The sequence below is a fragment of the Endozoicomonas sp. 8E genome (assembly GCF_032883915.1).
In the GTDB taxonomy this organism is placed as follows: Bacteria; Pseudomonadota; Gammaproteobacteria; order Pseudomonadales; family Endozoicomonadaceae; genus Endozoicomonas_A.
In genome coordinates this window covers 1,098,449-1,114,792 of record NZ_CP120717.1, presented here as the reverse complement: position 1 = coordinate 1,114,792, position 16,344 = coordinate 1,098,449, and the positions used below count along the sequence as shown (strand labels likewise).

5 protein-coding genes are annotated in these 16,344 nt (G+C 50.6%); all 5 read left to right on the top strand.

The features are described from left to right. The first annotated feature begins 26 nt into the window (after positions 1–26). The 5 genes from P6910_RS04135 (at position 27) to P6910_RS04115 (ending at position 16,340) form a co-directional block, all read left to right on the top strand. Positions 27–7,601 (top strand): AAA family ATPase, encoded by a 7,575-nt coding sequence (locus P6910_RS04135; protein ID WP_317145022.1) that lies wholly within the window; start codon positions 27–29, stop codon positions 7,599–7,601. A gap of 225 nt (positions 7,602–7,826) precedes the next feature. Next, entirely contained in the window at positions 7,827–8,096 is a 270-nt protein-coding gene (locus P6910_RS04130; RefSeq protein WP_317145021.1) for a hypothetical protein, read from the top strand. Further along, positions 8,041–8,340, top strand: a complete 300-nt coding sequence (locus P6910_RS04125) for a hypothetical protein (RefSeq protein WP_317145020.1) — start codon at positions 8,041–8,043, stop codon at positions 8,338–8,340. Before P6910_RS04130 ends, P6910_RS04125 begins: the two co-directional genes overlap by 56 nt. Positions 8,341–8,362: 22 nt before the next feature. Beyond that, positions 8,363–8,623, top strand: a complete 261-nt coding sequence (locus P6910_RS04120) for a hypothetical protein (protein ID WP_317145019.1) — start codon at positions 8,363–8,365, stop codon at positions 8,621–8,623. A 112-nt stretch (positions 8,624–8,735) separates the two neighbouring features. Further along, positions 8,736–16,340: an AAA family ATPase gene (locus P6910_RS04115; RefSeq protein ID WP_317145018.1), complete on the top strand. Its 7,605-nt coding sequence runs from the start codon at positions 8,736–8,738 to the stop codon at positions 16,338–16,340. Positions 16,341–16,344 lie beyond the last annotated feature (4 nt).

Sequence of the window (16,344 nt, the reverse complement as noted above, 5' to 3'; positions counted from 1 at the left end):
AGGGACATCAGGAAAGGAGATTGACTATGGATGGTCGGATCAGGGAAATACAGAAATCGGTTCTTGATAGTGGTGCGTCTGGCGCTATCGTACCCGCCAAAAAACCAAAGCTGGAATTACCGGCAAATGATGTAGAGATATGCTCTGATGTCATTGCCAAACTCAATGTATCGTCCCCCCGGATTAAGTCACCTGACCGGGCGAGAACCGTTTCCTCAACGGATTCACCACTCTCCAGAGCCTCTCATGCCTTCGATTTTCGTTTTGTCACCAATGATAATGAGGTTCGTCAGCTTTTAGTTGCCCAGACCTGTGATGAACATCGGGATGTCACCCTTATTTCCCACCCCGATGAACTCTCGCAGGCTAACCTGGTGAGTCGGCTGAGCATTTCCGGTGACGGTCGCCACACCCTTTATCCGGGCAAACTGTTTGAAGGTTCGCGGCCATTGACCCTGGTGATCGATATCCGAATGCTCACCAGCGAGCATCTGCCCAAATTTAATGACCTGCTGGACCCGGATAACCCCTGTCTGTTCGACAAAGTCAGCAAGGAGAAGCGCCCCCTGGGCGAGCATGTTGCTCTGCTGGTGCTGGCAGACCCTGAGCAGTTGAGATCGGTTGGCAGCCTTGACGATGCATCGGCGGTCGGCGCACCGGGGGCTGACTTCTGGCGACGAATTAATCGCCCGGGCAATACCTGGCAGTTCGACGCAAAAACCGGCAATGACCCATTGATGGAAATCGACGAGGTTCCTCCGCTATTGGCTGAACTCCCCTGTGCCGAAAGCGCCATGGACGACGACAATACCCTTCTTATTGACTGTCATTTGCACAGTAACTGGCGGCAGTTGCTGCTGGGTGGTCCCGGCGTGGATAAACAGGGACGCATACAGCATATCCCCGGCAGGCTTGAGTCATTAAGAAGTGGACAACGGGTGATTCTGAAAGGGGCCGACTGGCAAGATCTGGCCTTTGAACAGACAATGCGACAGCTGCTGGCGCAACAGTGCTTTGAGAGCAATGGCAAGATCTGTCCATTACCGGACGCTGTTCAGTTTTATCAGATGCCGGTAGGAAATGACGAGCTTCACTCACTGTTTCAAAGCCTGTCCCACCCTCATGAACAAGAAGGTGACACAGAAACTGAAAAAGAGCAGGCACCAGGCAACCCGATCATCATTAACCAAAGTAATATTGCCCAATGGCTGAACCCCATCGCCATCGCCCCGGAAGGCCATGCAGTACCCAATACCTCCCTGCTGGAACAGGTTCGGGCCGGTGCTGCCGTCACCGTGACGTCTCCCCTCACTGAGGCTCTCTGGTTTCGTTTGCTGGGTTCATTGCAGACGATTCGCGAGACGACTGGCCTGGAGCCCCGACTGCAGGTAGCTTATTCAAAACAGCAACCGAAAGCCCTGGGATTGACAGAAAACGATGAAGACTCTCTGGCCAGTAAACGTCACCTGGAGGAAAAAATCAGGGCTCAAACTGACATTAATACCATCATTTATCAGCAACCTGCCGAGGCAAATTATTGGGTTTATCGTCACTGGACAGCACGTCTGGTCATTCAGGTCAATGAACAGACCAGCTTCAGCCAGCTATTCGATAATATCCATATCGCCTCGGAACAAAAGGCGCATTTTGGACGATGTCAGAGTGACTTTCAGAAGGCATTGATCACTGGCAGGCCGGTGGTATTCCGGGGGCTGGAAACGAATCCAACCCTTCAGCAACTTCTGGAACCTCTGTTTGCCGGGCAACCTCTGCTGGTGAATGGCCAATTACAGACCTACCCCAAAGCCCGTATGGAAATACTCTGGCCTGAGTCTGCAAAAAGCCCATCTTCAGTGTTTCATTCGATGATTGCCACCGCTGAGACCTGTCCTGAAGTCGGTCTCTGGGGTATCAGTACCGTCAGGCATAATATCTCCTGGGCTGATCGGCCAGAACAGGCGCTTCATAAACTTTACGAAGCGTTTAAAACCGTACCTGCCGACCTTTGTAAGCCGCTACCAGAAATGACGGAAGGGTTGATGAACAACCTGATACTGGCTGCCCGGCGGGCACAGCAGCTTGACCATTCCCCACAGCTCCTGCCCTGCCACTGGCGCAAGGCCATCAATAGCGTCATCACCCATGGCACCCGGCAGCATCCGTCAGTACGGGATTTTATGAAAGTGGCTTGTTGGCACTTGTTACCTGACAGGGATCAAGCCGCCTCGGTAGATCCGGATCAGTTAGCTGCCATCATCAATAGCGCCCCGCAGTTGGATAGAACGTTTGTGAAGCATAATCTGTGGTCACTGGCCCGAGCCTTTGATCCGGCAGTATTTAAAGGTACCGAATTACAACTGTCCTACAAAAATCCATTTCCAGAATGGGGTGAAAAAGACGTTATGGACAGGCTCTGTGCCATGATCCTGGCTCACGCGCCTGAAAAACAACGAGATGCTATAGCCTATCAGTTGGCCGTTGATCCGGCGGCAACAAAGCCCTGGCAATCCCTGGCCATCGAGCCAACAAGACAGATTAAACGTCTGCAAGATGCACTGGCTTCTGGCTGGCAGTTACCTTTGCACTCAGGGCAGACCCGATCCGATGCCATCCACGGCCTGGCCAGCGATTGTTTTCACATAGCCAGAACAGCGAACTCTAAAGCAGAAGGCATTGAACGCATAGAACATCGACTGTCTGAATCACTGAAATGGCAGGGTTCCGCTGATGAGCCCCTGTCTGCAATGGCCAGGGATCTTTATCATGGCGAGATGAGTCAGGAAGATCGTGAAAGCCGTCGTTTATCCCGGCTCCATGACCGGCTGACAGACTCTCCCGTTATATTCCTTGAGGGGGAAACCGGCACCGGAAAAAGTTACTTTTCCACCAAATTGGCGAAGGCTTCGGGACAAGCTTCAGTGATTTCCCTTGGACCTTCCGACAGCGAACAGACCCTGATGAAACGCTGGCAGTGGCGAGATCACACCGATGGCGACCGCTCTATGGAGCAGCAAAACCGGGCGTTGATGGAATGGGCCAGGACTCCGTCCAACGAGGATGGACACTATGTCACCCTGGTTCTGGATGAAGCCAACCTGGCCAAAACCGGGTTGCTGGCATCATTGAACAGCTTATGGGAACCGGAGCCCTGTATTTACGTGAATGGTCATCCTGTCAAGGTCGGCCCAAAACACCGGGTGATTCTCACCGGCAACCCGGATCATTACGCCGGGCGCCACATGGACCCGGCCCTGAAGGAGAGACTGCCCAGAGCTTACTACCCAAAACTGGACCAGGCTTTTCTTCGCGACAGAGTGGTGGAGCCGGCTTTGCTCAAGCATTTACAACGGCATCAAATAAACGACATTGCACACATTGCCAGCAAAAGTGTGATGGCACTCTGGCAGTATTATCAGGAACTCTTGCCCGAGCATGACTTTACCCCCAGGGATTTAACGGATATTTGCAGTTGGGTGGGCTGGTATCTGGATCGTGGGCTGCCCACAGGTAAGAGCGTTACCTGTGGGCAAATAAACAGTTTGATCCAGCAAAGCTTCCGGGATGTACTGGGTCCCGAAATCGCCGAAACTCATCAGGATGCCCTGTCAGCACTGGAAATCTGGTTTGCTGCCCGTTACAACCTGAAGAACACTCTGAGCGAAAGAGTTCGCAACAAGACCCTGTCAGATATTCAGCAGACCTTCGGAACAATCACCACAGAAATCCGACCAGACTTTGATACCTCCGGATCGGCAGTCCGTGAACTGGCGCAGCAGGTTGGGCAGGATTTAAATCGCTGTCAGCTGGCTTATCATCACGACAGGAAACACGGCGGTCGTCAGGCAACATTGATTGAAGGCCCGGCCGGACGAGGTAAGGATGCGACGCTGAACCTGGTGATTGAAAGTGTCAGAAAGGAGGCCAGGCGACGGGGAGAGTCCATGCCGAAAGTCTTTTACCTGAATGCCTGTGATTGTTCCTGGGACAAACTGTGTGAAAAGATTCAGAAAGCAAAAGTCAATGGCGGCATCCTGGTCATTTCGGAAATGAACCTGATCGACAGCCAGCATCTGGAAGGTGAGTTAAACGATATTCTGGCCGGTGACGCCCATCCGGGTTTCCACCTGTTTGCCACCATCAACCCGCCTGAGTACAGCGGGCGAAAACCCTTATCACCGGCGCTGAAAGGGCGTTTTCGACATTTGCCGATCCGGCAGTACAACCCGACAGAATTACAGACCATTGCCGAAAAAGTGTTGCCAGAGTCCTCACAAGGGACATTCGTCGCTAAAAAACTGACAGAAAAACATTGTCTTTTAAGGGCACACCTGCAACGCAAAAAACTGCCATTGCAACCGACCAGCCTTGATTTACAGAATGTCGCCAGGGCTATCACCAGAGGTGGCGATTTTAGCGAAAAAGCCGTTCATCAATACCTCAATCAGCACTACCAGCTTTATCTGATGGCTGCCAACATCTCGCTGGAGGAACTGTCAGAATCATCGGCTCCTGTCATGACTAAAGAAGCGCTTGATCCTGAACTGAGCGAATGGTTCTACCAAACGATATCGGGGATTGATCGTCCCTGGTTGATACGACAAAGTGACCGCAACAGCATTAATGAAAAACGCCATGAAATTCGTATTAACAGGCTTCTGGATAAAGAGGAAGCGAAAACGGAAATCATCAAGAGGGTGGCCCAGACCAGGTGGAAGGCATCCGGCCTTCCCCTGAACCCCGATCAGTTCGACGATGTTCTCACCCGGGCACTTTACCGACACTGGCAGCAAGGCTGCTTTGTTCATGCCTTTGACCAGATTGGCATTGACGCCAATAGCGTATTTACCCTGACGGAAGAAGAGGAACAAACGCTGAAATTACCCGCTTCCCAGCCTTATCTTCAGAAGGCTGATCAGTGGATAAACAAATGGAAATCCGATGTCGTTCAATTGTGGCCTGCGTTTTGGAATCAGATGAGTGGTCAGCCGAACCACAGGATTGACGATTCTGAAGAATACGATCCGGCAGTCCACTGGAAAGATGTTTCAACATTGGACAGGGACACGGACTATGAGAACTGCGAGCCAAATCATCATGAAGACTATATAGTTTTTGCTACGGAGAAAACTCCTTCCGGAATGTATCGCTTTTGGTTAGATGATATTAATGTGACTGCTGGGGGCGACATCGAACTGCTCGAGATCAGTGATCAACAGATGCAGAGGGTTGAAACCCTCATGCCTGCAAGGTTGCCGGGGCATGGCCAGGAAATAACATTAGCCAGCAATCAAACACTGGCGACTTTTAAATGGTCATCGGAGAATGGCGAATTTGCATTGCCCGGCCTGACGCCTGACGACTATATCGTGGCCCTGCGTATCGAACGCGATATGGCATTTACCCTGGTCAGGGGTGGCTATACCGGGCTTCACACACTTTACGTTCCGGAGGCCAGAGCCAACCAGAGTATTGAGGTGGCTTATGTTGTAGAAACCAGAGAACCGGACAAAAAATCGTCAATTAAAGAAGCTCTGAGAGAACCATTAATAAGGTTTGACACCCGCTGTTCAAAAGGGATGAAAAAAGTACTGAATGGAGTGTTTACGGCCATTGACCAGCAACCATCCGAAATACAGGCGCCATTACGGAAAATAGCAGACGCCCATGGCACGAAACAACGCATTAAGGCAATTATGGAGTATTGCACAAAGTTTTCCGGTAAGGCTAAACCAGAGGAAAATCAAAATTTCTTTCGATTCCTGGTAACACAGCGGCAAGGTAGCTGTGGTCATCGTGTGGCTGTTTTTGTAGCTCTTTGTCGTTATTTCGGGATTCCATCTCGGAATGTCAGAAACCATGTTCACTGCTTTGCCGAGTATTCCCTGGATAAAGGCCGAACCTGGAAATCGGTGTCTTTGGGCGGGGCAAAAGTAAAGAAAACAGAAATCACCTATGATTTCCAGCCCACCAGGCAGGTCGAGGATCCCGGCACTGTTTCAAGGAAGATTAAAGGACACCTGAAAGCCCTCCTGAAAGGTGCTGATTCAACACAACAGCAAGCTCTGGCTAAGGCTTGTGTTATGAGCCTCGGGGAACTGAAAAAAAACCTTGATACGCACACTGCCTGGCCAGAATCAAATCTGAGTTTCTCCAACATCATCAGGAACCTCTGGGAGAGAGATGATTTAACCGGCTTTTCCATGGGCGTCTCCCTGATAGAGCTGCTGGGGACAGACGCACTGAGCTATTTCGAGAAGCCGTGGGACGTTAATGTGATTAACAACGATTGGTATATTTATCAATCGATGTCAGAGGCGGCCAAACAGATATTGTCCAACAGCGATAAAGATCAGATCACTGAACCGCTCAGGTCGCTCCACTCAAAGATGATTGATCAGGCCGGAGCAAACCCACACCAGTGGCACAGATTCATAGTGAAAATACTGGAAGACAGTGACCTGACCAAACCTTCGGTTATTCACTTTGCCCGTGAAGCCATGGAATCGGGTTGGCTGGACCCACTGCCGATCGATAAGGAGAACTTTTCGCTGCCCCGTGAGCTTCATCAGCTATTGGTGCGTCTGGAAGACGTCGATGAACTCAAGGTTAAAGCCGCCCATTGCCAGAAAAAGTGGTATCAGGAGTTCTTGTCCAGGGAAAAAAATAGCCAGGAATGGCAGTTGTTTTATCAAAGTTTACAAAAGGCAAAAAGTGGTACCACTAACTTTTTCATCACTCAGGGTCATGATGGATGTTCGTCATTCCTTAAACGTAATATTGCCGATTCATCTCTACAGGAAGCCTGGACGGATGAACCTGAGGGCATTCCGGATATAGAACGAATGCTGTTGCACAACCCTGCATTTAAGCAGCTAATCTCGGGCAAGGCGAACCACCGTCCGGTAATTGTCATGGGAAAACCTCTCTGGGACGACACAGCATTTGCTGAAAAAACCCAAGCCCTGCTCCAACATAAAATGGAGAATAGCCCGGGCTTGAAGCAGTTATCGAAAAAAATCAATCAATATGAGGCGCTCAAAAAAGAAGAAACCCACCGTCGTGGGCAATTTATGAATGATGTGCAAAATCAGATGAAGACACTTTTTGATACCGGTCGCCTATTAACTCCAGACTCAATTATAAATCTACTTGAGCAAAAACAGGCTGAGCTTAATAGCGAATACAAATCCATTGCAGAGTCCCATAAAATATCAGAGGAGGAGGAAAAACTTGTGGATAATTTAAAACACAAGTGCAGGAAAGCAATTACGCAAGCCTTCAGTTATTTTCTGTACGAATTGACACACTCGAAAGGGGGTTGTTTATCGTATTGCTGGGCCAATTCCAACTTCTGGGATATCTATTTTAGTAGAGGCAATTATGGCGCTCATGATCCCTCCTCACCCGAAGAGCTGGATACCATGATGTCTGAAACGAATAACGCTCCCTTGTTTGAGAAATCCATTAAGGATGACTACTTGCGGCAGGCATTCAACGTCAGTAACGCTCTGGTGCTCAAATCCGATGAGCTGACAAAAATTGCCGAAGAGTTTTTGAACAGCGTGAACTTGAATTCGATAAGTGACGTGTTGGAGACATAATAACCGTTTGCCCATGTTGACACCCTCCCCGACACCCTCGAAGGAGGGTGTTGCAAAACCCCGGTTCCCGACTTCATTCTCGTCATTCCCGACTTCATTCTCGTCATTCCCGACTTCATTCTCGTCATTCCCGCGAAGGCGGGAATCCACACTGACTCACCACCAGAACCATACTGCCCGGTGCTCCCCTGGCCTTGTCATCCCCGAGAAGGCAGAGATCCACCGTTGGCGCTGGATTCCCGCCTTCGCGGGAATGACGACCTCAGAGCATGGGAACGAGTTGTTGGAGTTTTGCGACATCCTCGAAGGCGGGAATCCACACTGACTCACCACCAGAACCATACTGCCCGGTGCTCCCCTGGCCTTGTCATCCCCGAGAAGGCAGAGATCCACCGTTGGCGCTGGATTCCCGCCTTCGCGGGAATGACGACCTCAGAGCATGGGAACGAGTTGTTGGAGTTTTGCGACATCCTCGAAGGCGGGAATCCACACTGACTCACCACCAGAACCATACTGCCTGGTGCCCCCCTGGCCTTGTCATCCCCGAGAAGGCAGAGATCCACCGTTAGCGCTGGATTCCCGCCTTCGCGGGAATGACGACCTCAGAGCATGGGAACGAGTTGTTGGAGTTTTGCGACATCCTCGAAGGCGGGAATCCACACTGACTCACCACCAGAACCGTACTGCCCGGTGCTCCCCTGGCCTTGTCATCCCCGAGAAGGCAGAGATCCACCGTTAGCGCTGGATTCCCGCTTTCGAGGGTGTCGCAAAACTCTCTCCAGCGTGGGAACGAGTTGACTCCCGTCATTCCCGACTTCATTCTCGTCATTCCCGACTTCATTCTCGTCATTCCCGACTTCATTCTCGTCATTCCCGCGAAGGCGGGAATCCACACTGACTCACCACCAGAACCATACTGCCCGGTGCTCCCTTGGCCTTGTCATCCCCGAGAAGGCAGAGATCCACCGTTGGCGCTGGATTCCCGCTTTCGCGGGAATGACGACCTCAGTGGCGATCGTTGACATCCTTCAATCGTCACGGCTGACCGTCAAAAAGGAACTTTCGTACTATCTAAAGGTCAAATAACTAAACAACTTGAATTCAGTTCTTCAGATAGCAGTTGGGAGATTGACTATGGATGGTCGTATCGGTGAGAAAATAGACAGCAACCCTGTTCCTGGTTTTGCCGTATCTGAGAGTGGTGAAAAGAGTAGTGAAAAGAGCCGCTTGCCAACCAGGAAAGCAGAGCTGGACTCATCGTCAAAGAAAGCAAAAACCTGTTCTGTTGTAACTCCCGAACTCAATAAACCCTTTCCTTCGAGGACCTTGCCTGACAAAGCGAGAATCCTATCCCCAATAGATTCATCACTCCAAAAGGCCCCTCATGCCTTCGATTTCCGTTTTGTCGCCAGTGATGATGAAGTTCGTCAGCTTTTAGTTGCCCAGACCGGCGGTGAGAATCGGGATGTCACGCTTATTTCCCGTCCCGATGACCTCTCACAGGCTAATCTGGTGACCCGGTTAAGCATTTCCGAAGAGGGTCGCCACACTCTGCGTTCAGGCAAGCTCTTTGAAGGTTCAAAGCCATTAACCCTGGTGATAGATATCCGAAAACTCACCAGCAAGGATCTGCCCAAATTTAACGACCTACTGGACCCGGATAACCCCTGTCTGTTCGACAAAGTCAACCGGGAGAAACGCCCTCTGGGTGAGCATGTTTCTCTATTAGTCGTGGCAGACCCTAAACAGTTGGCATCGGTTGGCCAGCGTAATGATGCACCGGCGGCCGACGCTCCGGGTGCTGATTTCTGGCGCCGAATTAATCGACCGGGCAATACCTGGCAGTTCGACGCTCAGACCGGCAATGACTCATCAATGAGCATCGACAAGGTTCCTTCAGTAGTGCCTGAACTCTCCTGTGCCGAAAGTGCCAAGGATGACGACAATACCGTTTTCATTAACTGCCACTTGCACAGTCACTGGCGACAGTTACTGCTGGGTGGCCCCGGAGTGGACAAACAGGGGCGAATCCAGCACCTCCCCGGCAGGCTTGAGTCATTAAGGGCCGGACAACGGGTGATTCTGAAAGGAGCCAACTGGGAAGACCTGGCCTTTGAACAGACGATTCGACAAATGCTGGCGCAGAAGTGTTTTGAGAGCAATGGCAAGGTCTGTCCGTTACCCGACGATGTTCAGTTTTATCAGACGCCGGTTGGGTATAACGAGCTTTATTCGCTGCTCCAAAATCTGTCCCGTGCTCTTGACAAAGAAGGTGATAAAGAGCACGCATCACGCAACCCCATCATCATTAACCAGACTAATATTGCCCAATGGCTGAGCCCCATTGCCATTGCTCCGGAAGGCTACGCAGTCCCTAACACCCGACTGTTGGAACAGATTCGGGCGGGGGGATCAGTTACCGTAACGTCTCCCCTCACTGAGGCACTCTGGTTTCGCTTGCTGGGTTCACTGCAGACGATTCGCGAGACCACCGGCCTGGAGCCCCGACTCCAGGTGACTGATTCAAAAAATCAGCCGGTGGCACTGGGATTGGTAAAAAACAATGAGGTCTCTCTGTCCTGCTCACAGAAAAAAAACAGAGATCACGCCCCGGTGAGTACCGTCACTTATCGACAACCTGCCCAGGCCAGTCATTGGATCAAGAAGCAGCCGGAATCACCTCTGGTCATTCAGGTCAATGAACAGACCAGCTTCAGCCAGCTATTTGATAATATCCATATCACCTCGGAACAAAGGGCACATTTTGGACATCGTAAAACTGCGTTGCAGGAGGCATTAAGCGCTGGCAAGCCGGTCGTATTCCGGGGGCTGGAGAGTAATCCAACGCTTCAGCAGCTTCTGGAACCCCTGATTATTGGACAACCTCTGTTGGTGAATGGCCAGTTGCAGTCCTATCCAAAAGCTCATGTCAAAATACTCTGGCCTGAGTCTGCAAAAAGCTCATCTTCAATATTTCATTCGATGGTCGCCAGGGGTAAGCCGTGCCCTGAGGTCGATCTCTGGGAAATCAATGCCCGCAAGCATGGTATTGCCCGGACTGACCTGCCAGAACAAGCACTTCACTCACTTTACGAAGCCTTTAAAACCGTACCTGGCAACCTTTGTAAGCCTCTGCCTGAAATGACCGAAGGGCTGTTGAATAATCTGATACTGGCTGCCCGACAGGCACAGCAGGTTGACCGCTCCCTTCAGCTCCTGCCCTGCCACTGGCGCAGGGCTATCAATAGCGTCATCACCCATGGCACCCGGCAGCATCCATCCGTGCGTGATTTTATGAAAGTGGCCTGTTGGCAGTTGCTGCCGGACAGGGATCAAGCCGCCTCGGTAGACCCGGATCAGTTAGCTGCGATCCTCAGTAGCGCCCCGCAATGGGATAGAAAGTTTGTCAGGCACAACCTGTGGCCACTGGCCCGGGCCTTTGACCCGGCAGTTTTTAAAGATACCGAGTTACAACTGTCCTATGAGAGTCCATTTCCAGAGCAAGGTGAAAAAGAAGCTATGGACAGGCTCTGTGCCATGATCCTGGCCCACGCGCCTGAAAAACAACGGGATGCTATAGCCTATCAGCTGGCAGTCGATCCGGCGGCAACTAAGCCCTGGCAATCCTTAGCTATCGAGCCAACAAGACAGATTAGACGTTTGCAAGATGCACTGGCTTGTGGCTGGCAGTTACCTTTGCACTCAGGGCAGACCCGATCCGATGCCATTCACGGCCTGGCCAGCGATTGTTTTCATAGGGCCAGAACAGCGAGTTCTGAGGCAGAAGGCATTGAACGCATAAAAAATCAGCTGTCTGAATCACTGAAATGGCAGGGTTCCGCTGATGAGCCCCTGTCTGCACTGGCCAGGGATCTTTATCATGGCGAGATCAGTCAGGAAGATCGTGAAAGCCGTCGTTTATCCCGGCTTCATGACCGACTTACCGACTCTCCCGCTATATTCCTTGAGGGGGAAACCGGCACCGGGAAAAGTTACTTTTCTGCCAAAATGGCCAGGGCTTCGGGACAAGCTTCAGTCATTTCCCTTGGACCTTCCGACAGCGAACAAACCCTGATGAAACGCTGGCAGTGGCAACAACACGGCGATGGCGACCGCTCTATGGCGGAACAAAACCGGGCATTGATGGAATGGGCCAATACCAAATCCGACAAAAAAGACGGAGAATACATTATCCTGGTACTGGATGAAGCTAACCTGGCCGAAGCCGGATTGCTGGCGTCATTGAACGGCTTATGGGAACCGCACCCCTGCATTTATGTGAATGGTCATCCTGTCAGGGTCAGCCCAAAACACCGGGTGATTCTCACCGGCAACCCCGATCATTACGCCGGGCGCCAAATGGACCCGGCCCTGAAAGAGAAACTGCCGAGGGCATACTACCCACGTCTGGATCAGACTTTCCTTCGAGACAGAGTAGTGGAACCCGCTTTGCTCAATCATTTACAACGGCATCAAATAAACGACATTGCACACAGTGCCAGCAAGAGTGTGATGGCACTCTGGCAATATTATCAGGAGCTGTTGCCCGGGCATGAGTTTACTCCCAGGGATTTAACCGATATCTGCAGTTGGGTGGGTTGGTATCTGGATCGTGCCTTATCCAAAGGCGACAGTGCCAGCTGTAAGCAAGTGAACAGTTTGATCCAGCAAAGTTTCCGGGATGTGTTGGGTCCCGAAATCACCGAAACTCAACAGGATGCCCTTTCAGCACTGGAAATCTGGTTTGCTGCCCGTTACAAACTGGACCACACCCTGCGCGACAAAGTTCATAACCACACCCTGCCAGATATTCAGCGGGACTTCGAAGCATTAACCAAAGAATTCCGACCTGAGTTTGATACCTCCGGATCGGCAGTCATTGAACTGGTGCAACGGCTGGGACAGGATTTAAGCCGCTGTCAGCAGGCTTATCATCACGACAGAAAACACGGCGGACGACAGGCGACGTTGATTGAAGGACCAGCCGGGAGGGGTAAGGATGCCACGCTGAACCTGGTGATTGAAAGTGTCAGACAGCAGGCCAGGCAACGGCAAGAATCCATGCCAGAGGTCTCTCTCCTGAATGCCTGTGATTGCTCCTGGGAGCAACTGTGTGAAGCGATCCGGAAAGCAAAAGTCGATGGCGGCATCGTGGTGATTTCGGAAATGAATCTGATCGACAGCCAGCATCTGGAAGGTGAGTTAAACGATATTCTGGCCGGTGACGCCCATCCGGGCTTTCACCTGTTTGCCACCATCAACCCGCCTGAGTACAGCGGGCGAAAACCCTTATCACCGGCGCTCAAAGGACGTTTTCGACATTTACCGATCCGCCAGTATAACTCGGCAGAATTGCAGACCATTGCCGGGAAAGTCTTGCCAGACTCCCCAAAAGGGAAATTCGTTGCTGAACGGCTGACTGAAAAACATTGTCGTTTAAGGGCCTGCCTGCAACGGAAAGACCTGCCGTTACAGCCCACCAGTCGCGATTTACAGAATGTCGCCATGGCTGTCAAAAGCGGAGGCGATTTTAGCGAAAAAGCACTTCATCAATGCCTCAATCAGCACTACCGGCTTTACCTGATGGCCGCCAACCTGTCGCTGGAGGAACTGCCTGAGTCATCGACTCTTGTTATGGGTAAAGGAGCACTTGATTCCGGACTTTGCCAATGGTTCAACAAAACGGTACCGGACATTGATCGTCCGTGGTTGATACGACCCGGTGACCTCGACAGTATTGATGAAAAAAACCATGAAATTCGTGTTAAGGCTCGTCCGAATAAAGAGGAAGTCAAAGCGGAAATCATCAAAAGGATGGCTCAGGCCAAATGGCAGGCATCCGGTCTTTCCCTCAAGCCGGATGAGTCGGACGATGTACTCATCCAGGCACTCTACCGACACTGGCAGCAACGCTGGTTTGCACGTAAGTTTTGCGAGACGGGCGTGGATGCCAATAGCGTATTTCCACTGACGGAAGCACAGGAAGAAACGTTGAAATTACCGGCTTCCCAGCCTTATCTTCGAGAGGCGGATCAGCGGATAGAGGCATGGAACTCTGACACAATTCAATTATGGCCTGCGTTCTGGCATCAGATAAGTAATCTGACGAGCCATCAGACAAGTAATCTGCCGAGCCATCAGGTTGACGATCATAGTAACGAAGCTTTAGCGGTTGGTAATAATAACGCTCCTGAAAAATACCGTCCGAAAGTCCGCTCGAAGCTGGCTAAGGCATTGAAATGGCGAAAAAGCCATAAAGGCCCGGTGAGCAAAACGCCTTCCGGCAACCGACCTGACCATCAGGCATTAGAACAGAGAGCGAACAATAAAGGCCCTGTGAGTAGAACATCTCCTGTCAGCCAGCCTGATCATCAGACATTGGACCGGAGAACGATCGATAAGGGCCCGCTGAACAGAACGTCTCCCATCGATCAGTCTGATCTTCTGGTATTAGACCGGGCAACGAATTATGAGAACCTGAAGCTGCCAGAAGTTAAAGACTATAACGTTTTTGATACACAAAAGTATCCTTCCCTTATGCATCGCTGGGAAGTATTGAATATTGATGTGACTGCCAAGGGTTATGTCGAAAAGGCCTTTCTTGACAAGCAATACATTGAGGGGTTCGAAATCCTCACACCGGACTGTTTGGGGTGGGGCCAGAGACTGACACTGGCTAGCGATCAGACGATGGCATTCATTGTGAGAGAATCGAAAAAAAATCAATACATATTGCCCAGCCTGACGTTTAACGACTATGTCGTTGCCCTGCGTATAACACCCGATTTGCCATACACCCTGTTCAGGGATCGCTATACCGGGCTTCACATAGTGCTGATTCCAGAGGCCAAAACCTGCCAGAGAATTGAATTTAATTATGTCGTAGAAACCAGAAAACCGGGCAGAAAAACAGCTCCGCAATCAGCCCGACCAGAACGATCAACACAACTTGATGCCCGGTGTTCAGAAGGTATGAAAGCCGTACTGGGCAAAATGTTTATGACCATTGAAGAACAACCGGCAGAAATACAGGAGCCTTTGCGGAAAATAAAAGACGCCAAAAACACTGAGCAACGAATTGAGGCGATCACGGAGTATTGCCGACAGTTTTCCGGTAAGGCTAAACCCTCGAGACATGAGAATTTCTTTAAATTTCTGGTAACACAACGGCAGGGGAGATGCCGTCATCGTGCGCCTGTTTTTGTTGCTTTTTGTCGTTATTTCGGGATTCCATCCCGGCAAGTGAATAGCCAAATCCACGCCTTTGCTGAATATTCCGTTGATGAAGGCCAAACCTGGGTGTCAGTGGATCTGGGCGGGGCGCCCGGCAACAGAATAGAGTTCAAACCTGACGTCCAGCCGAATACAAATATCAGTAGTACCAGCACTGAGTTAAAGAAGCATAAGGCTTTCCTGAAAGATCTCTTAAAAGGTGCTGATTTGTCACAACGGCAAACTCTGGCTAAAGCCTGTCATATGAGCCTCGAGGAACTGAACAAAGCCCTTGATAAAAACAGCGCATTGCCAGAAACCAGACTAATTATTTCCAACATAATCAGGAACCTTTGGGAACAAAGAGATTTAATCAGTTTTTCCCTGGCTGTCTCAATAATCGTGTCGCCGGGGAAAGAAGCATTGGACGATTGCCGAGGGCAACTTAAAAAAATATCGGAGGCGGTGAGAGGAATATTGTACGACGGTGATGAAGGGCAGGTCATTGAACAACTCAAGTTACTCCATCCAAAAATAATTAATCAGGGCGAGCTGGGCGCTCTAAATTGGTTTAATTCAATGGTAGAAATACCGAAAGCCAGTGACCTGACCAAGCCACCGGTTATTCGCTTTGCCCTTGAAGTCCTGAAATTGGGTTGGCTGGACCCAATGCTGGCCGGTGAGCACTCTGCTATATCCACCCAACATCATAACCTGTTGGTGCGTCTGAAAAGCGTCGATGAACTCAAGGTTGAAGCCACGCATTGCCTGAAAAAGTGGTATAAGCAGTTATTTTTCAGGGAAAAAAATAGTCAGTTATGGCAGAAAGCTTATGAAGACTTCCAACAGAGAGAAGGTACCTCGTTCGTCGATCATTGTTATGATGGCTTTTCATCATTCCTTGAATATGAAATGACCAATCAACTCCTACAGAACGCCTGGACGGACGCACCTGAGGGCATTCCCAATATAGAACGAATGCTGGCGCAGCAGCCCGCTTTTCCGAGGTTAACCTCAGGCAGGGGGAACCACCGTCCGGTGATTATCCTGGGGAAACCTTCCTGGGATCGCACATCGATTCATACACATGCCGAATTCATGCTTAAACAAAAAATCACGGACAGGGACAGGGACATTTCGGAAACAAATTGGAGAGCTCTTAGGCATTCTTTATACCGCCAATCCGAGCTGGCGATTCAGCAGGCCTTCAGTCATTATCTGTGTAAATTGACAAACACAAATGGCGGCTGCTTAACCTATTGTTGGGCCGATGCTTCCTTCGAATCGTACTACGAGCGACAGTCCTATGGTGCTCATGACCCATCCTCACCAGAAGAACTCTATGCCATGATGTCCGAAATTCAGAGCTTTGATTCCCTTGAGAACTCTCTGAATGATGACTACCTGCGGCAGGCACTCAACGCCGATAACGCACTGGTGCTCAGACCCAGTGAGCTGACAACCATTGCCGAAGAGTTTTTGCGCAGTGTGGATTTGTTTTCGCTTTGTAACCTGTTGGAAACCTGATAGA